Genomic DNA, 22,205 nt, shown 5'->3' with positions numbered 1-22,205 from the left:
TTATTTTATTAAACCAACTTTACGTTTCCATTCCTCATAAAAAGGTGGATTGGTTAGCATTAAATCTCCATTTTTATCTAAAAAAACCTGAACTGTTTCGCCAGTACAAGCAATTTCGTTATTGGCATCATAAATTGTATATCTGTAAATCATTTTGGCAGCAGGCGTATCTACAATTGTAGTTTCTATTCGACCCACATCGCCATAACGTAAAGACAACTTGTGCTCACAAGTTGATTTGACTATGGGTGTTGTAAATCCACTATCGAAAATATCGAGATATGAAAGTCCGTGTTGACGACCAAATGCTTCACGACCATCTTCAAAATAAGTGATATAATAACCATGCCACACGATTCCTAATGGATCTGTTTCATTAAATCTCACTCTAATTTCATGTGAAATTGTTAATTGAGAGGCTTCGTTAAACTGCTCTTTTCTTTTTATCATACTGCAAGGCAATGGTTGTGGTAATTATGAAAAATAAAAATAACAAACTTATTTCTGGTAGAATATCTACGATAGAACCATGACGCAAAAGCACATCATAAAAGGCATTCAATCCCCAATTCATAGGAGAAGATTGCGCTATGAGTTGCATCATTTTTGGCATAGCAAAAACAGGAACCCAAATACCTCCTATTGCTGCCAATATAATGACAGAAGTGGCGCCAAAAGGTGCAGATTGTTCTTGTGTTTTAGCGATTGTTCCTAATAATATTCCGAAGCCAATAGCTCCAAATCCTGAAAATAGTGCTACTATACTCATCAAAAACAAGTTTCCTTCTACATTTAATGACGGCAAGCCAATGTGTGGAAATAAGAAAATTGCCACTAAAATCATCATGTAAAACTGAATCATACAAATAATTAAATACGTAATCGTTTTTCCAGCAATAACAATCACATTAGGAACTGGATTAGTTCTTAGCCGAACAAAAGTTCCTTGTGATTTTTCTTTTACAATATTGATAGACAAAGGAATTACAATAAAAAAAATGGCAAACAAAGTCCAAGCTGGTACATTGTGTTGTACCGAATTTGGAATAATTTCTTCATTATTCACTTTTGGAACAATTTCTTTGAATGTGATAAAACTTTTCTGTTCGAAACTGGTTGTTTCTTCTCCTAATTGCGCTTGGAAAGTAGCATAAATCGATTTAGTTTCTATTTGAGAAATCATTTTGTCAATAGAACTCATGACAGCATTTTTGAAACTCATTTGCACCGCAGGATCAAAATACAATTTCACTTCTTTTTGATTAACAACTGTAGTCTTTTCAGCTTTCGCCAAAGTATCGGTCATTCCTAAACTGGCCGTTATTTTTTCGACATTTTGATCGATTTTAGATTGCAAATCGGCGCTTAGTTTTTCTGGAATAATGATGGCTAATTGATATTTTCCTTTAAAAACAGCTTCTTTAGCCGATGATTCGGTTAGTTGTTCGTCATTTATTTTGGTAACAACCGTAAAAATATTGCTTTTTTGTAAATTATCGAAAACCGTTTTAGACACATTCCCGTTGTCGTTATCAACCAAAAGAATCGGGATTTTGGCATCGCTAACTGTTTTGAAAGTGCTATCTTGAATTAAAGTCACTGTAATTATGAGTACCAATGGCATAATAAACAGAATAACAACGCCTCCTATATCTCTTTTTAAGAGCAGGAATTCTTTGTAAACCGACATGAACAATTTATATATCATCTCGCAATTCTTTTCCGGTTAATGCAATAAAAACGTCTTCCAAATTTCGAGCGTTTGCAGTGGAAGCAATCAAGTTATTTGGTGTTCCTTCTGCATAAATTTTTCCTCTATCGACAATAGCAATATCGGTACAAAAATCCTGCGCTTCGGATAAATGATGTGAAGTATATATTATAGTCGTCCCGTTTTTGTTGAGTTTTTTTAGATAATCAATAATTGCATTTTTAGATTGCACATCGACACCCACCGTTGGTTCGTCTAGAAAAAGCACTTTTGGATTGTGCAAAATTCCTGCTATCAAATTGATTCGGCGTTTCATTCCGCCAGAAAAAGTTTCAATTCGTTTGTCGGCAAATTTTAATAATCCTAAAAAATCAAGACTTTCGATTACTTTTTCTTTTAAATCATTCCCTTTTAAACCATACATACTTCCAAAATATAGTAAGTTTTCCCTTGCGGTTAATGTTGGATATAATGCATATTCTTGAGGAACTACTCCAATGATTTTTTTTATCTCGCTGGAATTTTTTGCATACGACAAATCATCAATCGAAAAACTTCCTGATGTTGGTTTTACTAATCCGCAAAGCATGGAAATTAGGGTTGTTTTCCCAGCTCCATTTGGTCCTAACAAACCAAAAATCTGACCTTCGTATATAGAAAGTGAAAAGTCGCTCAAAGAATACATTTCGGCATCTTTGTACTTTTTGGAGAGTTGGGTTATTTGGATGATGGGTTTCAAAATAGTATTAGCTAATGGCTGCTTTTAATTTTTTAAAAAAAACTTCTTCTTTATTGGCAATGTCTAAAAGTTGGTCCGCAATGGTATTGTAAACATCGGCTTGTGTGCTTCGATTTTTGTAAACTCTAGAAGCATTTACAGCAAAATCTCGCCATAAATCACCTATTGCTGTCATTTCTTGAGACAATTCTTTTAGTTTTTCGTTTTCTAAAATTACTGCTGATTCTTGAAGAAAAGCCGCATAAATAAATCGGAAACCACCGCCACCAGTTCCTATTTCTTCTTGCATTCTAACCATTTGAGCTAGATAATGATTGGCTTTTTTGGTTCCGTGTTTCAATGGCCATTTTCTAATTCGGCTGGCTACAAATTTTATTCCTCTAACGCCAATAATCGGCGCAGGAGCTAACATATCGCGGCAAGTATTCTTGATTCCTTTGACAATAGCGCTTTTTAAATCGATAGTAGCAGGAATATGAATTGGGTAATACATTTGTCCTCTTGGCGCAAAAGCTCCTTTGGCAAAACGTACTTTATTTAGTTCTTGGTGTGTGAGTGTCGTCACGGTTTCCATTACTGGATCGCTGATGAGATAATCGGTTTCAGTTTTGCCATAAACGACTAAATTATGAGCGTTGAAATGAAAACGGTATTCGTCTGGAAAATACGTTAAATTATAAACACCCACTTGCAATCCTGTAGGAATATTGTTTTTTAGATTTTCGTCTAAAGCTTTTGTAGCATTAGCTTCGCTAGAAAATTTTTGTCTTTTTATTTTTAATCCTAATCGTTTTGCCAATTTATTAAAAATAGCGCCAGGCATTGGTCTGTAACTAATTGCTGGTGCGTAATTTACTTTTATAAATGGTAAATAAACAAAGAAAAGTCCTGATCCAATACCAAAAACCATAGGTTCACTGATGTTTAAACCATTGTTTTTTAGCAAATTGGAAGCTACTCCGTTTTCGCAATGCGCAGATTGATGATGTGTAAAATTGATTTCCATTAATCTGTTTTAAAATTTCTTAATTCTTCAACCGAAATATTGAAAGTTTCGGCATATTTCTGTAAAATGGTATTACTTAATTTGGCAAAAACTGTAGGTTTAAAATGTCTTTTTACGCGCCATTGCCACATACCAACATAACTAGACAGCACAGCAATATCCATTTTAGAAAACTCCATAAAATAAACAATTGGACTTACTTCTCCATTTTTTACTTGTTCTTTTGCAGTAGCAATTCGTTCGTTTATTTCATCAATAGAATTAGAAAGCGCTATCGTTTTTGGTTCCCAACCAGTGCTTAAAGCGGTTGTATAATTGCCTTTTTCATCGGTTGCATAAACCAATTCTTTCATATTGCTTTTAGAAAGATTGCCTTTGTCTTGTGGAACTTCGTTTTCTTTCATCTTCTATTGTTTTGAATGATTTTCTTGAATGAAAAGATTAATCTCTCCTTCTAAAAGTAATTCTTCGTTATTGAAAGTTTGACAACTCATCGTACACAAGCTATAATCGTCTGTTACGAATTTTGATACTAAAGTTGAAATTGTTTTGATTGTATTTCCAACTTCTGGAAGTTTATGAATTTTTAATGATTTTATTGCACTTATAAATCCAACCACATCAACACCTGATTTGTCTTCGTTATTCTCATCTACAAAATAATCTTTTGCAACTATTGATGAACAAGTTTGAGCTGCATTTTCAATTAGTCCAGCTTCTATAAAAGTATTATTTTGAATGAATATATTATCGCTTTTTATTTCAAAAATGGTTTCAACTTTTTCGTCATCCATGATTAGAATCATGTCAACCATTAAAAAAGGTTTACGATGAGGCAAATAGTTTTTTATGTCTATAGTTGTATCCATTTCTCTTGAAATTATTTGGCTAAAACTGTTTTCATTTGACCCGTAGCGATTTCGATTCCGTTTAATTTTGTTACGATATCAACTAAAGTTATTCCTCCAAATTCTTGAAGAATAGAAACTGTAGTTTGAATTTCGTCATCTAATTTTGGTAATTTTTTTATCTCAATATCTTTAATCGAACCTATGTAACCCGTTGGCGCAGGTTCTTTTTTCAAATAAAATTGATAACCTGTGTGTAATGCGACAGATTGTGCCATGTGCTCTACTAATCCGGCTTCTACAAAATTTTTGTTATGAAAAAAAATGTTGTCGCTTTGTATTTTTAGTCCTGAAACCAAAGAAATTTCGGTATAAGAATACAGTTTATCGACCATGACAAAAGGGAATTTTTGTGGCAACAAATTTTCTACAAAATCTTTTTCAAAAATAGCATTTGATGTTTCCATATTTTTCTAGCAAACAGTTAAATAAGCATACGCATACGAAAAACGACCGCTTTCCGGCACCGATAAAAGAACTTTATCTCCTTTTTTAAGTTTTCCAGAATTCATTAATTCGTTTAATGCTAAATATATTGACGCCGAGCCTACATTTCCTACTTGCGCAAGATTCATAAACCATTTTTCGTTTGGGATAATCATTCCGTTTTCTTCGAAAGATTTTTTTAGTCCTTCAACAAAGTAATGTGAAGAAACATGAGGCAAGAAATAGTCTATTTGGTCTGCTGAAACATTGTTTTTATCCAACGCTTCTTTCATGCTTTGTGCTCCTTTTATTAAAATATTTTTGTCTAATAATTTCACATCTTGTTTGATAGAAAATATAGATTCGTTGAGCCATTCGTCTGGTTGGTAATCGCTCCAAGATTTTAATTCTCCGTTTTCTAATTTATCTCCACCGGCATACATACACGCTTCGAGCTCGTGGGCGTAAGAGAAGGCTTCCATCCACTCTATCTTGAGTGAAATTTCGCCTTTTGGTTCGTTTTCTAACAAGAAAGCTGCTGCTCCGTCGGATAACATCCAACGTAAAAAATCTTTTTTGAATGCCACTATTGGTTGTTCTTCTAAGTGTTTTAAATTGACAACTTCTTGTTCGTATTTTTCAGATTTCATCCAAGTGGAAACTTTTTCTGAACCTGTACAAACTGCATTTTTTGTGTTTCCTGATTTTACCGAAAGGTAACCGAATTTTAATGAATTCATTCCCGCACAACAAACTCCAGTTGAAGAATTTAGCTCGACCGATTTATTTTTCAGCAATCCGTGAACCATTGCGGCGTGAGAAGGTAAGAATACATCTGGTGTAGAAGTTCCGCATGACAACAATTCCATATCTTGAGCTGTAAAACCTTGGTCAAACAATTCATTTATGGCGTTTTTTGTTAATTCGGCATTACTGTGTGTGCTATTTCCATTTTCATCAATAGCATAATAACGACTCACAATTTTGTTGTTGCGTAAAATAATTCTTCTTGCTTTAGATGTTGCTTCATTTATAAGTCCCAAATAATTTTCCATCTCATCGTTTGAGATAGCTTGATTTGGTAAATATTTTCCGGTTTTTGTTATGTAAACATCAAACATAATATTGTAATTGTATTTTAAACGCCTTGATAATAAGCTTTTTCTCTTCTAATTTTCTTTATGAAAAAAGGATATGAAAAAATGTGCAAGATATACACAATTGGTGAGATTAACCAGATTGCAAGCCATAAATAGATATTAAATATTTTCAGCAATGTTTTTCTTGATTGTTTTTTATTATTGATAATATTAGACCATTTATTAAAGATTTTGTTAGCCGTTTTGTCAACTTTAACTAAATAGGAACTTATTTTTACAGCATTATTTTCTAATAATTGGGTTTGAAGTTGATCGAAATTGCTGTTTTGAATGTTTTTGTGAATTATTTCTCCAAATTTTGATGATTCAACGATGTCTTTTTCAGAAACTCCTGGCAAAGGAAAAATTCCTAAATATTTCTTTTTTACGCCAGAAAACATCCATTCTACAATAGTAATAACGCTTATTAAATTGCCTACTCTATCTACTAAAGCTACATTTCCTTTGAGTTGTGCATTATTATTTTTTAATAAAACTTTAATTTTTTCTTGTGCCATAACCCACATATTTCGAGAACCGCTAATGGTTACAACTGGTGTATTATTGAAAAGTGATTTGGCTTCTGGGCTTTTTAGAAATGAATTAATGGGAATAGATGGCGACAAATACCAAACTTGATAATGCAAAAGGATTAAATCAAATTTTTGGTTTAATATTTCGAAAGGAACGGGTTTTAGCTCTGTTGGGATTTGTAGGAAAGATTCTGGAAAAGCATCGAAAAACGCCTCTTTATTCCATGGAAATGGAAAAGGTTTTTCTAATTGAATTTCGTGAAACAATACATTAATTTCATCAGAATTTAATAACGGTTTTGCAATATTTCTTGCAATAGATTCTAATTGCCCGGATTGAGAATAATATATGACGAGAACATTTTTCATTTTCTATTTTTTAAGTATTCACAATTTCCTTGAACGTTCTCACTTTATCCGAACGTTTTACGTTTATCCATTCTGGCCAAGTGGTTTCGTCTTCGGCATCATAAATTCGCAATTTTTGGTTTGCGTCTTCTATGAGCAAATCATTTTTGGTACAACCCAAAATTCTTGCCGCAGTTTCTACTCCTGAATAGGTTGCGCCAGTCACGCCGTGAGACAATGTACTTGATCCGCAAAGGTATAAATTATCTATTTCGGTTTTAAATTTATAAACAAAAGGTCCAACTTGGTTTAACGTTTTTTCGGTTCCGTACACGTTTCCTCGTGTTGCATTGATATAAAATTGATTGGTTTTAGGTGTTCCCAACTCGACCTGTGCAATGTGTTGTTTTGCATTTGGAATCATTTTTTCGATGCTATTCATGAATTTTTCGATGATTCTTTCTTTGAATTTTAAGTATTCTGGACAATGATAATCATCCATACCTTCAAATTGTTTAAAGCTGTCGTAATCTACATAAGTAACTGCTTCGAAATTATAATATCGCCCATTGAAACTTGTAGGATCTTTTAAGGTAGAACAACTAAAGAAAAGTGCAGGAAATTCGTCGCCCGAAAGAATATCTCCTTTGGTTAATGTTTCAAAATGTTGGTCTATATTTTCGTCTTGAAATCTCCAGATATTCCCAGAATCGATGCCTGCTTTAGTCACGTCCATGTCTAAAGTCAGAAAAAGGATTAATGAAGTAACTGAATATTTAGTTTTGCTCAGTTTTTTATTTAATTTTTTACTGATATTTTCTTCTCCAATTAAATTAAGATAGGTTGTTGATGGATCAGCATTTGACACTACATTTTTAGCAAAAATTTGTGTTCCATCTGCTAATTCAACTCCGAAAGCTTTATTATTTTTTACTAAAATTTTAGAAACTGATTGTTGTGTTCTTACTAAACCTCCGTGACTTTTTATTTTGCTTGTCATGGCTTTTACAATCCCGCCGCCGCCGCCCATAGGATAGAAACCGCCTTCTAGATAATGGTTCATCGCCGAGCAATGTACAGGAAAACTGGCTCTATTGGGTGGCAAACCATGATCACCACATTGTGAATTTAACACCGCTTTTAGCATAGGATCTTTTATATGCCAATCGATAACTCTTTTTAGGGTAAATAGGGCGAATTTTCCAAAATGTTTTGTTCTGAAAGGCACTGTTATGTTTTGCCAAAACCCTTTTAATGTTGGTATTAATTGTAGTTCTTCATTAACTTTTACAATCAAATGAAGGTATTCTTTTATGTTTTTTTCTTCTTTTGGAAATTGTTTAATCAGACTTGCTTCTAGGTTTTTTGTTCCTGCTGGAAGATCGAATTTTTTATCATTAATAATACAATGATCGTAACCGTTTTTATTCATTCTAAAAAAAACAAGGTCATTTGCAATTCCTAATCCTTTGTACAAATCATTTGTTGTGTGACCTTCTTCGACCAGACCCATATAATGAACTCCTGGACTAAATCGTTGCCCGTTTATTGTAAAACTATGGCTCCAACCTCCTGGTACATAATGCTGTTCTAGCACCAAAACTTTTTGTCCTGCTCTTGCTAAACAAAGTGCTGTTGCTAATCCTCCCGCTCCAGAACCTATTATAATTGTATCAAATTCTTCCATAATGTGTTTTGAAGTTTTTTTTAATGCAAGATTTATTTTGATTTCGATTCCTTCGATTGAACCCAAAAATCGAAATAATTAAACCATTGTAACGGGTATTCTTTTAGCATCGATTCGAGGCTTTGCGTATATTCTTTTAGTAATGCTTTTTCGTTGCGATGATTTACCTGCGCTTCTCTAGTGTATAAATGATAGTGCAAATTAGCTTCTTTCATTACATAAACAAAAACCACTGGAACTTTTAGTCTTGAAGCGATAAGAAATGGTCCTGCGGGAAATTTTGCTTCCTGTCCTAATAATTCTTCTGTTAATGATTTTACGCCTTCAAAATATCTGTCGCCCGTAAAACATACTAATTCGTTTCTTGCCAAAGCGGCATTTATTTCGAAAATATGAGACAAATCATCTTTTATCAGAATTAATTTAATACTTGATTTTTTCGAGATTTTTTCAAGATAATTTTTTATTGCAGAATGTTCTAAATCGGTAGTGACAAGGTTTATTTGAAAATCGACATCTATTTCGCTAAAAAAATGTTCTGCTATTTCGAAATTTCCAATGTGGGCGCTAATAAGAACACCCCCTTTTTTTTCTTCTAATAGTTTTTTTAATATTTCTACTCCATCAAACTCATAAGTGAACCTGTTTTGCATTCCTGCCGAAATAGAAACTTTATCGAGAATAGTTTGTCCAAAAGTATAATAACTCATGAAAACCATTTTTTTTGATTTGAAATAAGAGTAACCTAACCTTTCTTTGAAGTAATAAAAAATGGAGCGATTACTTTTCTTTAGAAAGAAAAAATAATAGGCCGCAACAAAATAAAGAATAAAATAGGCAGACTTGATTCCTGCTTTTTTTATAAAAAAAACAAAAATCTTATAGCCTAAGACTGTTCCTCTAGATTTTCCGTCCCATTGAGCCATTATAAATTGTAAATTTTAGATTGTTAGACCTTTTAGACAGTTAGACTTCTTAGATTTTTAGACTTTTACATCTAACTAATCTAAGAAGTCTAACAATTTAAGAAATCTAAATTATGCTTTAAGCTTAATTTTGTTTTCGATTAAGTCATAAAAACTTTGAAAAGAAGCTATTCCTACAAAGTCTACTTCAACTAATTTTACACCAAAATTAGATTCGACAGAAACTACCAAATCTACATAATCTAAACTATCTAACCCTAAAGTATCTTTTAGATTGGCTTCTGGCTGAATGTCATCTTGATCTACTTCGAACTCATCGACCAAAAAATCATTTATCTTTTTTATTATTTCTTCTTTATTCATCACCCTTTTTAAACTTTTTTATAACTAATGCAGAATTTGTTCCTCCGAAACCGAAAGAATTCGACAAAAATATATCAATTTTTTTATTTAATGTGGTTTTCACTAAATTTAATTTTTTTGCATCTTCATCTGGATTTTCTAAATTGATGTTTGGCGCAATAAAATCGTTTTGCATCATTAGTATAGAATAAATGACTTCGCTTGCTCCTGCCATCCAACATTCGTGACCTGTCATCGATTTTGTTGAGCTTACATAAGGATTGCTTTCGCCAAAAACTTCTAATATTGCTTTGGCTTCGTTTCCATCTCCAACTGGTGTTGATGTTGCATGCGCATTGATATAATCTATCTCGCTAGCTTTTACATTGGCTTCATCGAGCGCTCTTTGCATGGCTGTAGCTGGTCCTTCAACATTTGGTGTAGAAATATGTCCTCCGTTTGATGAAAATCCGTAACCTATTACTTCTGCAATAATATTTGCACCTCTTTTTATTGCCGATTCGTAGCTTTCTAAAATTAAAGTTGCTCCGCCACCGCTTGGCACTAATCCGTCGCGAGAAGCATCGAAAGGTCTTGATGCTTTAGCTGGTTCGTCTTGTCTTGGTGAGAAAACACCCAAACCATCGAAACTGCTCATCGCATATTTGTTAATTTCCTGTGCTCCGCCACAAATTATCATGTCTTGAAATCCGCTTTTTATTAAAAAATAAGCCAACCCTATTGAATGTGATCCACTTGCACAAGCTGCGCTAATGGTTAAGTTTATCCCTCTTAATTTGAAAATAGTAGAAAGATTCATGGTTACGGTCGAATTCATCGATTTGAAAATCGCACCAGAACCTATAAGTGAGGTGTCTTTTTTCTCACGAATTACATCGGTAGCTTCAATTATTGCTTTAGAAACACTGTCGTTTCCGTACATAATTCCTACTTCATTGTCATCGAAAAAAGCATCGTCTATATTTGCATTTTTAAGAGCTTCTATAGTTGCCATATAGGCATATTCTGTTTCTTCCCCAAGACTTATTCTTTGTCTTCGAGAAAGTAAATTTTTTAATTCTGGTTTGGGAACCATTCCTGTTAATGAAGATTGGAAACCAAATTCTTCACGTTCTGGATCGATAACAATTCCTGATTTACCTTCGTATAATGAATTTTTAACCTCATCTAATGAAGTTCCTATACAGGAGTAAATTCCCATTCCAGTAATGACAACTCTTTTATTCATTTGTAATTTTTTAGGAATAAATTCCTCCATTTATATTAATAACTTCTCCTGTAATATAACTTGATTTTCTTGAAACCAAGAAACTTACTAAATCTGCTACTTCTTCGGCTTCGCCGAAACGATTTGCAGGAACCATTTTTATGAGTTCTTTTTCGTCCAAATCACTGGTCATATCTGTTCTTATAAATCCCGGCGCTACGGCATTTACAGTAATATTTCTCTTTGCTACTTCTTGTGCTAATGCTTTTGTAGCAGCGACAACTGCTCCTTTTGCAGCAGAATAATTGGTTTGTCCTGGCGTTCCTTTTACACCCGAAACTGATACCATATTTACTATTCGTCCGTATTTGTTACGCAACATTTTTTGGATGAAAAAGTTGGTTACATTAAAAAATCCGTTCAAACTTGTATTTACAACACTGGTCCAATCTTCAGGAGTCATCCACATGAATAGTCCATCTTTTGCAATTCCTGCATTGTTAACAATCGCTTCAACAATTGCGTTTGGATTTGCATCTTGCCATTGTGTTAATACATTTTTTACCTCTTCAAAATCGGCAACATTAAATTGAATTATCTCACCTGTTGCTCCCAATTGTTTTACTTCTTCCAAAGTTTTTTCGGCAGCGGCCTTATTCGATTGGTAATTGATAAGAATATGATAATCAGAATCCGTAGCTAATTTTTTGCAAATTTCGTTTCCTATTCCTCTTGAACCTCCTGTTACTAAAGCACATTTCATACTAAATTGTTTTATTTTTTAAAAGGTTCTGCACTATCAAACCATTGATCTCCTAATACTTTCCCGTCTGGCTTAATAAAGCCGAATTTCTTTTTGTTGATTACTCTTGCTAATCCGTTTACAAATCCTTTTTCGTCGTCTTTAAACATAGCGAAAAGACCTGCCGTAATGCCGTATTGACAAGGAACAACTAGTTTTCCTGTTTCATTTATAAAACCCCATTCTTTGTCTTTTACTGGCGCAAAACCATCGGTACTAAAAATTTCGGCATCATTATATACTGGTTCTACCACAAAAGCTCCTTTTGTGTTTATATAACCCCATTTTTTACCAATTTGAACTGGTGCTAAATTTTTTACAAATGCTCTCGCTTTGTCAAATTTAGGTTCGATAACCCAGTTTCCTTTTAGGTCTATGAATCCTATTTTTTCGTTTTTCTTGGCATAAGTTATATCTTGTACTAAGAAATCCCAAATTTTATCGACACCTTCAATAGCTTTAAATTTTCCTGCAATAATTAACCCAAATGATGTGCCATTTTTTGCCCAAGTTGTATTTTTGTAATAATCTCCTATTTCGTCATATATTATTTCGACAACAACTTTACCTGTTTTGTCTATAATTCCCCAACGATCATTGTCTCTTACTCTTGCAAATCCATTTTGAAAAGATTTTATAACATCATATTTTGGCTCGAGGATTACTGCCATTTTTGCATTAATCAATCCTGTTTTATCGCCTTGTTTTATAAATGCAACACCTTCTTCAAAATCATAAACTTTATCAGAAGTTGGAGATTTTTGTTCTTCTCCTTTTTTGTTGATATAAAACCATTTTTTGTCTTTGGCAACAACACAATACCCATTGTTGAAGTATTTTGCATCATCAAAAGTAGCAGGAATTACCCATTCGCCTTTGGTATTTATAAAACCCCATTTCTTATTATCTTCGGCAGCAGCCAATCCTTCTGAGAAGTTTTTTGCTACTTTAAATTTTGGTTGAATGGCAAATTCTCCTGTTTTAGAAATATAACCAAACTTACCTTCTTTCCTTACTAATGCCAATTCTTGAGCATTGGCAAACTGAACCATTAAAACCAAAAAAAACATTATTTTTTTCATATTTTTATAATTTTAGATGAAACTTAAATACTAAGGTATTAATTATTTATCAAGTAGTCTTTGACGTTTTGCACGAAAGGATACATTACTTGGTCTTGACTAAACGTTGGAATTATTTTGCGAACATCGTCGTACATTTTTCTCGTTACTGACGAAATAGCGTCTTTTTGCTCTAAATAATCTATCGCTTGTACGATGGTAATGAGTTCGATTGCTAAAACTTCGAATGAATTTTCGATAACTTTACTTGTAATAACGGCAGCATTTGTTCCCATACTTACAATATCTTGATTGTCATTGTTGTTAGGAATACTGTGAATATACATTGGATTAGACAGCATTTGGTTTTCGGCAGTTGTTGATGTTGCCGTAAACTGAACTCCTTGCATTCCGAAATTAAAACCTAAAGTTCCTAAGTTTACAAATGGGGGAAGGATTTCGTTAATTTTCGAATTCAATAAATAATTTAATTGTCGTTCTGCAAGCATTGTCAATTTTGTAATAACAACTTTTAGTTTATCCATTTCGAGAGAAATATAATCCCCGTGGAAATTACCCCCATGATAAACATGTTGGTTTTTTACATCAATAATCGGATTGTCATTTGCAGAATTAAATTCGTCTTCCAGAATTGATGCTACATTGTTTATAGTTTCTAAAACTGGCCCTAAAATTTGTGGCACGCAACGCAAAGAATAGTATTCTTGTACTTTTTCTTTAAATACATCTTCCGTATTTTCTCCAGTATATAAATGGTCTTCTCTTTTTCTGATTAAGGTGCTATCAGCTAAGTTTGTTCTCATTCTTTCAGCCACTTCACGTTGTCCTTTATGACGTTTTGTGTTGTTTAATTCTGCCGAATAATGATCATCATAAGCTTGTACAATTTCATTTATTGCACAAGAGAATTTAAGCGACCAATCTAATAATTTATTAGCATTATGCACGTTTACAACACCAATTCCTGTCATTACAGAAGTTCCGTTCATTAATGCCAAACCTTCTCTAATTTCTACTTGAATAGGTTTTAAATTTTCTAATTCGAAAACTTCTTGAGTTGGTCTTCTTTCTCCTTTATAAAAAACTTCTCCTTCTCCAATAAGCACCAATGCTAAATGCGCTAATTGTACTAAATCTCCGCTGGCACCAACGCCACCGTGTTCAAAAATTAAAGGCGTAATATCTTTATTTATTAATTCCTTCATCAAATGGATTAATGATGGATGAACACCTGAATTCCCAAGAGAAAGTGTGTTTAATCTTGCTAAAATTGCAGCTTTTACACAAAGAGGATTCAACGGTTTTCCAGTTCCAGATGAGTGACTTCTAATTAAATTATATTGTAATTGAAGTCTGTCTTCGTCTTTTATACGGTATTGCGCCATAGGTCCGAAACCTGTATTCACACCATAAATTACTTTATTTCCTGAAAATTCTTTAAGAAATTCGAAACTTTTATTTACCCTATCTAAAACAACATCACTTATCTCGACTTTATTATTATCAAAAACTATCGCTTCAAATTCTTTTAGACTTAAAAACTCATTAATCGTATTCATTTAACCCCTTTTTATTTTAGTAAATTAATTTTTTATTGAAATTAATGTTATTAACTTTGAAGCTGCAAATATAGTGTAATAATCAGTAATATTTTGAATATGTTAAAGGAGTTTGTCGATGTTTTGGTAATTGGCGCTGGTCCGTCAGGATGTGTTTCGGCATCTCACCTTCATAATAATGGCATTAAGGTAAAAGTTGTTGAAAAAACAAAATTTCCAAGAATTGTAGTTGGAGAAAGCTTGATACCTCGTGTTATGGATCATTTTGCAGAAGCGGGATTGTTCGAATCTCTAGACGCAATGAATTTTGAGAAAAAATTAGGCGCCCGTTTTATTCGAGGAAATGAGATTTGTGTATTTGATTTTAGTGACAAATATGGTAAAGGTTGGGATTGGACTTGGCAAGTACCAAGAGCTGATTTCGATAACACGATGGCGCAAGAAGTAATACGCAAAGGAATCGATTTAGAGTTTGAAAGCGAAGTAATATCAGTAGCTTTTGAAGGAAAAAATTCTATCACTGTTGTGAAAGACAAAGATGGAATTGAAAAAGAAATTCATGCTAAATTCATCATAGATTCTAGTGGATACGGAAGAGTTTTGCCAAGATTATTGGATTTAGACACACCATCAAAATTAGATCCTCACTCAGCAATTTTCACTCATGTCGTAGATGTAAATAGACCCGAAGGAGAAGAAGGAACTTTAATCTCTTTCGATATTTTAGAAACCGAAGTTTGGTTGTGGGTTATTCCTTTTTCTAACGGAAATACAAGTTTAGGAGTCGTTGGTCCAACAGATTTCATCAACGCATTATCTAAAGACAATAATAAAGTGGAAGCTTTAAACAATGCTATTAATATGTCTGATTACTATATCAAACGTTTTGGTGGTGTCGAGTTTGCTTTCGAACCAGTTAAATTAGAAAACTATTCTCGTTCTGTAAAAAGTATGTACGGAGATGGTTTTGCATTAACCGGAAACAGTTCTGAATTTTTAGATCCTGTTTTTTCTTCAGGCGTAGCTTTTGCTACAGAATCTGGAATGCTTGCCGCTAAATTATTTATCAAAGAATCACAAGGAATTACTGTAAACTGGGAAACCGAATTTACAGGATATATGCGTCGTGGCATTGGTGTTTTTACTACTTATGTAAAAGAATGGTACACCGGAAATTTACAAACTTTATTTTTCCATCAACCAGAAAATCCAGATGTAAAACGTAAAATTTGTGCGGTTCTTGCTGGCTATGTTTGGGACGAAACCAATCCTTTTGTAAAAAAGCACGATAATTTGGTTAAGAATATGGCTCATCTAATAAATAGCGAAAAAGAATTAGCAGAAAAAAAATTGGATTAAGGTTTTAAAAAGTCCTAAAAAAAACACAGAGATTCACAGCGTTATTCAAAAACGTGGTGAATCTCTTTTTTTGTGACATTTTTTTTTAATTTTGATGCAAAATAATCCAATGTCATTAATAGATACTCATACTCATTTATATTCTTCAGAATTCGATTCCGATCGAGACGAAATGATTCAAAATGCCATTTCTAAAGGCGTTTCTCGATTTTTTATTCCATCTATAGATGCTAGTTATACTCAAAAAATGTATGATTTAGAAACACAATATCCTGAAAATATGTTTCTAATGATGGGTTTGCATCCATGTTATGTGAAAGAAAATTATCTCGAAGAATTACAACACGTAGAAACCGAATTAGCCAAAAGAAAATTTGCCGCTATTGGCGAAATTGGAATCGATTTATATTGGGACAAAACCACTTTAGACATTCAGAAAAAAGCTTTCCAACATCAAATACAATTAGCGAAAAAATATAAATTACCTATAAATATTCATTGTCGTGACGCTTTTGATGAAATTTTTGAAGTCCTAGAGCTCGAAAAAAGCGATGATTTGTTCGGAATTTTTCATTGTTTTTCAGGAGATTACGAACAAGCTTTACAAGCCATTTCTTATAATATGAAACTCGGAATTGGTGGCGTTGTAACTTTCAAAAACGGAAAAATAGATCAATTTTTACATCAAATAGACATTGAAAACATCGTTCTAGAAACAGATTCGCCTTATCTGGCTCCAGCACCTTTTCGAGGAAAACGAAACGAAAGTTCTTATGTAACTTTAGTGGCTGAGAAACTCTCGGGAATTTACAATCTTCCAGTAGAAGAAATTGCTAGAATTACAACTAAAAATGCTTTGTCCATTTTTAAAAACTGTTAATTATATTTCAAAAAAAAATCCGTTCTTTGTAGGACTAATTTAAGTTACAACATGTCAAAATTTGATACCATTCGTCCTTATTATGATGCCGAAGTAAACCAAGCTTTACAAGCATCTTTAAAACATCCGATGCTTAAAGCGATGATGAATTTTGCTTTTCCAGGAGTTGATGATGAAGTTTGGAAAAATCAACTTCGCAAAACGCATTCTATTCGAGATTTTCAATGTAATTTTATATATGAAACCATTCAAAAAGTACTCGAAAAAAGCTCTGAAGGCTTGTCTACGTCAGGTTTCGAAAAATTAGAAAAAAACACAGCTTACCTTTTTATATCAAACCATCGCGATATAATTCTTGATACATCTTTACTAAATGCTGCGCTTTTCGAACATGAATTAGTCATGACAGCATCGGCAATTGGTGACAATTTAGTGAAGAAAGATTTCCTGAAATTACTTTCCAAATTAAACCGAAATTTCATTGTTCAAAGAGGATTGTCGCCAAGAGAATTATTACAAAGTTCTCGTTTAATGTCGGAATATATTGAACAATTATTGTTGCACGAAAACCGTTCTGTTTGGATTGCACAACGTGAAGGAAGAACGAAAGATGGTAACGACGCGACCAATTCGGGCGTACTAAAAATGCTAACGATGGCCTCTAATAAAGATGCAATGGATTATTGCAAAGAATTAAAAATTGTTCCAGTTTCTATTTCTTACGAGTACGATCCGACCGATGCGCTAAAAATGCCACAACTTATGGCAGAAGCCAATCAGGAAACCTACGTTAAAAGTGGCAATGAAGATTTTCAAAATATTTTGAGTGGCGTTCTGGGTCAGAAAAAACGAATTCACATACATATTGGAGATGTTTTAGATTCTGAATTAGATGTAATTAAAGATGAGTTTTCAAACACAAACAAACAAATTCAAGCTTTAGCAGAAGTTGTCGATGAATCGATTTTGAAATCTTATAAATTGTGGACAACAAATTTTATAGCTTACGATATATTGTATAAAACAGACAAGTTTTCTAGTCATTATACCGAAAATGAAAAATCGCTATTTGAACGTCGTTTAGAGTTAAAAATAGATGCTAAAAATGCACAAATGGTAGAAGGTTTCCTTGCCATGTATGCCAATCCCGTTGTAAATAAAATGAAATATAATGATGCCATCTAAAGCCAATATACTTCTCATATATACCGGTGGAACCATAGGAATGGTCAAGGATTTTGAAACTGGCGTTCTCAAAGCATTCAATTTTAAAAAATTATTAAAAAATATTCCCGAACTTAAATTACTAGACTGCAACATCGCAACGGTTTCGTTCGAAAAACCTATCGATTCTTCGAATATGAATATCGAAGAATGGAAAAAAATAGCTATCATTATCAAAGACAATTACGATAATTATGATGGTTTTGTTGTTTTGCACGGATCGGACACCATGTCGTATTCCGCTTCAGCATTGAGTTTTATGTTAGAAAACCTGAACAAACCAGTGGTTTTCACAGGTTCTCAGTTGCCTATTGGAGATTTAAGAACCGATGCTAAAGAAAATCTAATCACAGCCATTCAAGTAGCTTCGCTAAAAAATAAAAACAAGTCGATTATAAATGAAGTTTGTTTGTACTTCGAATACAAATTGTATCGCGGAAATAGAACCACAAAAATAAGTGCCGAACATTTTAGCGCTTTTGCTTCACCAAATTTCCCTTCGTTAGCGGAATCTGGCGTTCATTTAAACGTTAATGAAACTATTTTATTAAAAAATACAGCTACTAAAAAACTAAAAGTAAATACTGCTTTTGATGACAATGTGGTAATTATTAAAGTTTTTCCAGGTATTAATGAAAAAGTAATCCAAACTATTTTATCGATACCCAATCTAAAAGGAATCGTGTTAGAAACCTATGGTTCTGGCAATGCTCCTACCGAAAAATGGTTTATCAATTTACTCGAAAACGCCATAAAAAACGGATTACATATTATAAATGTTACTCAATGTTCTGGAGGAAGTGTCAATATGGGTCAATACGAAACCAGCTCACAACTCAAGCAAATTGGCGTTATTTCAGGAAAAGATATCACCACCGAAGCAGCAATTACAAAACTCATGTATTTGTTAGGGCAAAAAGTGGCACCAAATGTATTCAAAACCATTTTTGAAACTTCTTTGCGTGGCGAGATGAATTAATACCGTAATTATTGACTTCCCAAGAAATTTATTCTTTTATTTGCAAAACATAAAAAGAGAGGTGGCCGAGTGGCTGAAGGCGCACGCTTGGAAAGCGTGTATATGGCAACATATCGAGGGTTCGAATCCCTTCCTCTCTGCTAAAGAAAACCTAAACGAAAGTTTAGGTTTTTTGGATTTATTAATTGACTTTTATTATGAACACAGATTGAAAATCTGCGCTGTCGAAAAAAAAAATCTACCTCACTTTATTAAAACCGACTTACGATGAAAAAAATATTTTTTATAATTCCTTTACTCTTTATGTCATGTATTAAGAAAGATATAACTTCTATTATCATTCAAGATGACCAATCATCTGAAGTTAATCTTTTTAAGGGTGAATATACTGTTCATTTTATGAACAAAAAAGACGCTAACTATAAATTTTATATAACTGAAGACGAGATAACTGAAATTAAAGACACGTATGATGATCAAAATATTAAAAATTACAAAAACGAATTTTTAATAACTAATGATGATGAACCAATTATGATGCCTGCTTCTGATATGAAATACATTATAAGTTTTTCAGATGATAGTAAACAAACATTTACAGTCAAAACTGATTTTATAAAAAATCCATTAGATAAAGAGAAGTATAAAAATTTGAAAATTTTTATTGAAAAAATCAATAAAATTATTAAATCTAAAAAAGAAATAAAAAACGCATTAAAATCAGATGCTAAATACATGTAAAATCTTGGGTGAAACAAATGAAAAAAGATAAATATATTGAATTGGACAATAAACATGATAGTGTTTATAATCAACTTTCATAATAAACAATCGGGCGATTAAACAAAAAATCATAACTTTGCACCAGAATTTAAAAAAACAACAATATAATGTCAACAATAGCACAACAATTCGGGATGACCGAAGCATTAGCACAATTGGGTGTAAAAGCCATCAACGAAGGAACTTCAACAGGAAGTGAATGGTTTTCTAACGGAGAATTATTAGAAAGTTATTCACCAGTAGATGGTCAATTAATAGGAAAAGTAAGAGCGACTACTGCTGCAGATTACGAAAAAGTAATGCAAAGCGCAACGGAAGCATTCAAAAGCTTTAGAGCTATGCCTGCTCCACAAAGAGGAGAAATCGTTCGTCAGTTTGGAAATAAATTAAGAGAATTAAAAGAACCACTTGGTAAGTTAGTTTCTTACGAAATGGGTAAATCTTTGCAAGAAGGTTACGGTGAAGTTCAAGAAATGATTGATATCTGTGATTTCGCAGTAGGTCTTTCACGTCAATTAAACGGACAAACTATTCCTTCAGAGCGTCCAGGTCACGTCATGAGAGAGCAATGGCATTCAATTGGAGTTGTTGGAATTATATCAGCATTTAACTTTCCAGTTGCAGTTTGGGCTTGGAATACAGCTTTAGCTTGGATATGTGGTGATGTATGTGTTTGGAAAGCTTCAGAAAAAGCACCATTATGCTCCGTTGCTTGTCAAAATATTATTGCTGACATCTTAAAAGAAAATAATTTACCAGAAGGTATTTCATGTATTATTAACGGAGATTACAAAGTAGGAGAAATGATGACTACTGATGTGAGAATCCCATTAATTTCTGCAACAGGTTCAACTCGTATGGGAAGAATTGTTGGTTCGACAGTGGCACAACGTTTTGGTAAATCTTTATTGGAATTAGGTGGAAACAATGCCATTATCATTACTCCAACGGCTGACTTAAAAGTAGTTGTTCCAGGAGCTGTATTTGGTGCTGTGGGAACTGCAGGACAAAGATGTACCTCAACAAGAAGATTAATTATTCACGAATCTGTTTATGATAAAGTAAGAGATGCTATTGTTGGTGCTTACAGGCAATTAACAATTGGAAATCCTTTAGATCAAAAAAATCATATCGGACCATTAATTGACAAAGAATCAGTAAATACTTATTTAGCTGCCATTGAATCTGCAAAAGCAGAAGGTGGAAAAGTATTAGTTGAAGGTGGCGTTTTAACTGGAGAAGGATACGAATCTGGATGTTATGTAAAACCTGCAATCATTGAAGCAGAAAACACTTATAAAATTGTACAACACGAAACTTTTGCTCCAGTTTTATATTTAATGAAATATAGTGGTGAAGTTGAAAATGCAATCGAAGTACAAAACGGAGTTGCTCAAGGATTATCTTCGGCAATTATGACAAATAGCATGAAAGAAGCAGAAAAATTCTTATCTTTTTCTGGTTCAGATTGTGGAATCGCAAACGTAAACATCGGAACTTCTGGTGCGGAAATTGGCGGAGCATTTGGTGGAGAAAAAGAAACTGGTGGTGGAAGAGAATCTGGTTCAGATGCTTGGAAAGTATACATGAGAAGACAAACAAATACAGTTAACTATTCGGATGAATTGCCATTGGCACAAGGAATTAAATTTGATTTGTAGTTTCTAGTGAATAGAAAAAGAAAAAAAGCGTTCCCCAATCAGGAACGCTTTTTTTTATTCTTTTTACACCTATAGTTTTAATTAATTCCTGTCACAGAAATTATAACAGGACAAGCATACATCACTCTTACAACTCTATTGCCTGATATTGCAGGTGTAAATTTGTATTTTTCTGAAAACCTGTTGGCTACTGATATGGCTTCCATGTCAAATTCAAAATAGTTTGACGATTTTATAATATGAGTAAGGTTAATTTCTCCGTTTCGATCGATTATTAATTTCATAAAAAGTTTTATTTGAACCCCTTGTTCTGTGAATCGAAATTCTGGAATTTGATAAGACCTAGAAGTGAATTTTCGAAACAAATAAGACACACAGCTTTCACCAGAAGTAGGATTCATGTTTTTGCAATCATCATGCATTGGTTCTTTGTAAGTATCCAAAATTTCTTTTGAGATTTGACCGTTTTTTAAAATGTCCTCGGTGTTTTCTGTTATAACATTAATTGGTATGGAGGAGTCTCTTAGTTTATATAAAGAATCTATTTTCGCTAGTTTAACATTATAAAAATTTTGAATTGACTCGTTATCCTTAGGAGTTAAACCACTAATATTAAAATTATGGTTTGCGGTTTTAAAATTCTTATACAATTCGCACAATTCTTTATAAAAAGCACTTTTTACAGGTTCTGTTGTTGTAGCTGCTTTTTTTAAATTGGAAAGATTTGCGATTAATAATTGTTCGATTAGGGAACAATTATGTTCTTGAATTTTAAAAGCCTCATTGAGTTTAACATTGTTGGATTGTTGAAAATCACTGTTTTGAGCGAAAAGTATAGTCCCTGAAAAGAAAAAAGCAATAAAAAAGAAATTCTTCATGAGGT

At 33.0% G+C, this 22,205-nt stretch carries 23 protein-coding genes and 1 tRNA gene; 7 read left to right on the top strand and 17 right to left on the bottom strand.

Annotation, left to right across the window (positions count from 1 at the left end; translation table 11 throughout):
* The 16 genes from BM053_RS06305 to BM053_RS06230 all read right to left on the bottom strand — a co-directional run bounded on the left by BM053_RS06305 (position 1) and on the right by BM053_RS06230 (position 14,436).
* Positions 1-450, bottom strand: a complete 450-nt coding sequence (locus BM053_RS06305) for an acyl-CoA thioesterase (protein ID WP_091475261.1) — start codon at positions 448-450, stop codon at positions 1-3.
* Entirely contained in the window at positions 425-1,708 is a 1,284-nt protein-coding gene (locus BM053_RS06300; protein WP_167357309.1) for an ABC transporter permease, read from the bottom strand. The genes BM053_RS06305 and BM053_RS06300 overlap by 26 nt, the downstream gene beginning before the upstream one ends.
* Complete coding sequence (locus BM053_RS06295; RefSeq protein WP_167357317.1) at positions 1,698-2,396, bottom strand: ABC transporter ATP-binding protein; 699 nt, start codon at positions 2,394-2,396, stop codon at positions 1,698-1,700. Before BM053_RS06295 ends, BM053_RS06300 begins: the two co-directional genes overlap by 11 nt.
* Positions 2,397-2,457: 61 nt before the next feature.
* A complete protein-coding gene (locus BM053_RS06290; protein WP_091475257.1) occupies positions 2,458-3,456 on the bottom strand; it encodes a BtrH-related acyltransferase DarH in 999 nt (332 codons plus the stop codon).
* Positions 3,456-3,860 (bottom strand): flexirubin biosynthesis protein DarG, encoded by a 405-nt coding sequence (locus BM053_RS06285; RefSeq protein ID WP_091475254.1) that lies wholly within the window; start codon positions 3,858-3,860, stop codon positions 3,456-3,458. The genes BM053_RS06290 and BM053_RS06285 overlap by 1 nt, the downstream gene beginning before the upstream one ends.
* A 3-nt stretch (positions 3,861-3,863) precedes the next feature.
* A complete protein-coding gene (locus BM053_RS06280) occupies positions 3,864-4,325 on the bottom strand; it encodes a hotdog family protein (RefSeq protein ID WP_091475252.1) in 462 nt (153 codons plus the stop codon).
* 11 nt (positions 4,326-4,336) lie between these two features.
* Positions 4,337-4,771 (bottom strand): hotdog family protein, encoded by a 435-nt coding sequence (locus BM053_RS06275; protein ID WP_091475250.1) that lies wholly within the window; start codon positions 4,769-4,771, stop codon positions 4,337-4,339.
* A gap of 6 nt (positions 4,772-4,777) precedes the next feature.
* Positions 4,778-5,911 carry a dialkylresorcinol biosynthesis protein DarB gene (locus BM053_RS06270; protein WP_091475248.1) on the bottom strand — a complete coding sequence of 378 codons (1,134 nt, stop codon included), beginning with the start codon at positions 5,909-5,911 and terminating at the stop codon, positions 4,778-4,780.
* A gap of 17 nt (positions 5,912-5,928) precedes the next feature.
* Entirely contained in the window at positions 5,929-6,831 is a 903-nt protein-coding gene (locus BM053_RS06265) for a hypothetical protein (RefSeq protein WP_091475246.1), read from the bottom strand.
* Between the two features lie 10 nt (positions 6,832-6,841).
* Positions 6,842-8,563 carry a phytoene desaturase family protein gene (locus BM053_RS06260; RefSeq protein ID WP_244148508.1) on the bottom strand — a complete coding sequence of 574 codons (1,722 nt, stop codon included), beginning with the start codon at positions 8,561-8,563 and terminating at the stop codon, positions 6,842-6,844.
* Positions 8,530-9,423 (bottom strand): LpxL/LpxP family acyltransferase, encoded by an 894-nt coding sequence (locus tag BM053_RS06255; protein WP_091475244.1) that lies wholly within the window; start codon positions 9,421-9,423, stop codon positions 8,530-8,532. The genes BM053_RS06260 and BM053_RS06255 overlap by 34 nt, the downstream gene beginning before the upstream one ends.
* A gap of 111 nt (positions 9,424-9,534) precedes the next feature.
* Positions 9,535-9,786, bottom strand: a complete 252-nt coding sequence (locus tag BM053_RS06250; protein ID WP_091475242.1) for an acyl carrier protein — start codon at positions 9,784-9,786, stop codon at positions 9,535-9,537.
* Positions 9,779-11,014, bottom strand: coding sequence for a beta-ketoacyl-[acyl-carrier-protein] synthase family protein (locus BM053_RS06245; protein ID WP_091475613.1), 1,236 nt, complete (start codon positions 11,012-11,014; stop codon positions 9,779-9,781). Before BM053_RS06245 ends, BM053_RS06250 begins: the two co-directional genes overlap by 8 nt.
* Before the next feature lie 10 nt (positions 11,015-11,024).
* Entirely contained in the window at positions 11,025-11,756 is a 732-nt protein-coding gene (gene fabG / locus BM053_RS06240) for a flexirubin biosynthesis SDR family reductase FlxB (protein WP_091475240.1), read from the bottom strand.
* A gap of 11 nt (positions 11,757-11,767) precedes the next feature.
* Complete coding sequence (locus BM053_RS06235) at positions 11,768-12,877, bottom strand: WG repeat-containing protein (protein ID WP_091475237.1); 1,110 nt, start codon at positions 12,875-12,877, stop codon at positions 11,768-11,770.
* 38 nt (positions 12,878-12,915) lie between these two features.
* Positions 12,916-14,436: a flexirubin biosynthesis tyrosine ammonia-lyase FlxA gene (locus BM053_RS06230; protein WP_091475235.1), complete on the bottom strand. Its 1,521-nt coding sequence runs from the start codon at positions 14,434-14,436 to the stop codon at positions 12,916-12,918.
* Between the two features lie 99 nt (positions 14,437-14,535).
* On the opposite strand from BM053_RS06230, the gene BM053_RS06225 reads away from it, so the two are divergent.
* From BM053_RS06225 to amaB, 7 genes are all read left to right on the top strand, one after another.
* Entirely contained in the window at positions 14,536-15,795 is a 1,260-nt protein-coding gene (locus BM053_RS06225) for an NAD(P)/FAD-dependent oxidoreductase (protein ID WP_091475232.1), read from the top strand.
* Positions 15,796-15,904: 109 nt separating this feature from the next.
* Positions 15,905-16,675, top strand: a complete 771-nt coding sequence (locus BM053_RS06220) for a TatD family hydrolase (protein ID WP_091475611.1) — start codon at positions 15,905-15,907, stop codon at positions 16,673-16,675.
* 51 nt (positions 16,676-16,726) lie between these two features.
* The gene (locus BM053_RS06215) at positions 16,727-17,860 is read left to right on the top strand and encodes a 1-acyl-sn-glycerol-3-phosphate acyltransferase (protein WP_091475230.1); all 1,134 of its coding nucleotides are present in this window, start codon (positions 16,727-16,729) and stop codon (positions 17,858-17,860) included.
* Positions 17,850-18,878, top strand: a complete 1,029-nt coding sequence (locus BM053_RS06210) for an asparaginase (protein ID WP_091475609.1) — start codon at positions 17,850-17,852, stop codon at positions 18,876-18,878. The genes BM053_RS06215 and BM053_RS06210 overlap by 11 nt, the downstream gene beginning before the upstream one ends.
* 55 nt (positions 18,879-18,933) lie before the next feature.
* Positions 18,934-19,018 (top strand) — tRNA-Ser (locus tag BM053_RS06205).
* 127 nt (positions 19,019-19,145) lie between these two features.
* On the top strand, positions 19,146-19,619 hold the full coding sequence (locus tag BM053_RS06200) for a hypothetical protein (protein WP_091475228.1): 474 nt from the start codon (positions 19,146-19,148) through the stop codon (positions 19,617-19,619).
* Between the two features lie 149 nt (positions 19,620-19,768).
* Complete coding sequence (gene amaB, locus BM053_RS06195) at positions 19,769-21,322, top strand: L-piperidine-6-carboxylate dehydrogenase (protein ID WP_091475225.1); 1,554 nt, start codon at positions 19,769-19,771, stop codon at positions 21,320-21,322.
* Positions 21,323-21,399: 77 nt separating this feature from the next.
* Here amaB and BM053_RS06190 read toward each other — a convergent pair whose 3' ends face one another.
* Entirely contained in the window at positions 21,400-22,200 is an 801-nt protein-coding gene (locus BM053_RS06190; RefSeq protein ID WP_091475224.1) for an energy transducer TonB, read from the bottom strand.
* Between the last annotated feature and the right edge of the window lie 5 nt (positions 22,201-22,205).

The sequence above is a fragment of the Flavobacterium swingsii genome (assembly GCF_900111965.1).
Classification (GTDB): Bacteria; Bacteroidota; Bacteroidia; order Flavobacteriales; family Flavobacteriaceae; genus Flavobacterium; species Flavobacterium swingsii.
The sequence above is the reverse complement of the archived record's forward strand: the minus strand, read 5'-3'. Positions and strand labels throughout refer to the sequence as shown.

Excerpts from the sequence above, each read along its gene's own strand:
- BM053_RS06305 (WP_091475261.1), bottom strand. The coding sequence starts at position 450 with ATGATAAAAAGAAAAGAGCAGTTTAACGAAGCCTCTCAATTAACAATT.
- BM053_RS06300 (WP_167357309.1), bottom strand. The coding sequence starts at position 1,708 with ATGATATATAAATTGTTCATGTCGGTTTACAAAGAATTCCTGCTCTTA.
- BM053_RS06295 (WP_167357317.1), bottom strand. The coding sequence starts at position 2,396 with ATGTATTCTTTGAGCGACTTTTCACTTTCTATATACGAAGGTCAGATT.
- BM053_RS06290 (WP_091475257.1), bottom strand. The coding sequence starts at position 3,456 with ATGGAAATCAATTTTACACATCATCAATCTGCGCATTGCGAAAACGGA.
- BM053_RS06285 (WP_091475254.1), bottom strand. The coding sequence starts at position 3,860 with ATGAAAGAAAACGAAGTTCCACAAGACAAAGGCAATCTTTCTAAAAGC.
- BM053_RS06280 (WP_091475252.1), bottom strand. The coding sequence starts at position 4,325 with ATGGATACAACTATAGACATAAAAAACTATTTGCCTCATCGTAAACCT.
- BM053_RS06275 (WP_091475250.1), bottom strand. The coding sequence starts at position 4,771 with ATGGAAACATCAAATGCTATTTTTGAAAAAGATTTTGTAGAAAATTTG.
- BM053_RS06270 (WP_091475248.1), bottom strand. The coding sequence starts at position 5,911 with ATGTTTGATGTTTACATAACAAAAACCGGAAAATATTTACCAAATCAA.
- BM053_RS06265 (WP_091475246.1), bottom strand. The coding sequence starts at position 6,831 with ATGAAAAATGTTCTCGTCATATATTATTCTCAATCCGGGCAATTAGAA.
- BM053_RS06255 (WP_091475244.1), bottom strand. The coding sequence starts at position 9,423 with ATGGCTCAATGGGACGGAAAATCTAGAGGAACAGTCTTAGGCTATAAG.
- BM053_RS06250 (WP_091475242.1), bottom strand. The coding sequence starts at position 9,786 with ATGAATAAAGAAGAAATAATAAAAAAGATAAATGATTTTTTGGTCGAT.
- BM053_RS06245 (WP_091475613.1), bottom strand. The coding sequence starts at position 11,014 with ATGAATAAAAGAGTTGTCATTACTGGAATGGGAATTTACTCCTGTATA.
- fabG (WP_091475240.1), bottom strand. The coding sequence starts at position 11,756 with ATGAAATGTGCTTTAGTAACAGGAGGTTCAAGAGGAATAGGAAACGAA.
- BM053_RS06235 (WP_091475237.1), bottom strand. The coding sequence starts at position 12,877 with ATGAAAAAAATAATGTTTTTTTTGGTTTTAATGGTTCAGTTTGCCAAT.
- BM053_RS06230 (WP_091475235.1), bottom strand. The coding sequence starts at position 14,436 with ATGAATACGATTAATGAGTTTTTAAGTCTAAAAGAATTTGAAGCGATA.
- BM053_RS06225 (WP_091475232.1), top strand. The coding sequence starts at position 14,536 with ATGTTAAAGGAGTTTGTCGATGTTTTGGTAATTGGCGCTGGTCCGTCA.
- BM053_RS06220 (WP_091475611.1), top strand. The coding sequence starts at position 15,905 with ATGTCATTAATAGATACTCATACTCATTTATATTCTTCAGAATTCGAT.
- BM053_RS06215 (WP_091475230.1), top strand. The coding sequence starts at position 16,727 with ATGTCAAAATTTGATACCATTCGTCCTTATTATGATGCCGAAGTAAAC.
- BM053_RS06210 (WP_091475609.1), top strand. The coding sequence starts at position 17,850 with ATGCCATCTAAAGCCAATATACTTCTCATATATACCGGTGGAACCATA.
- BM053_RS06200 (WP_091475228.1), top strand. The coding sequence starts at position 19,146 with ATGAAAAAAATATTTTTTATAATTCCTTTACTCTTTATGTCATGTATT.
- amaB (WP_091475225.1), top strand. The coding sequence starts at position 19,769 with ATGTCAACAATAGCACAACAATTCGGGATGACCGAAGCATTAGCACAA.
- BM053_RS06190 (WP_091475224.1), bottom strand. The coding sequence starts at position 22,200 with ATGAAGAATTTCTTTTTTATTGCTTTTTTCTTTTCAGGGACTATACTT.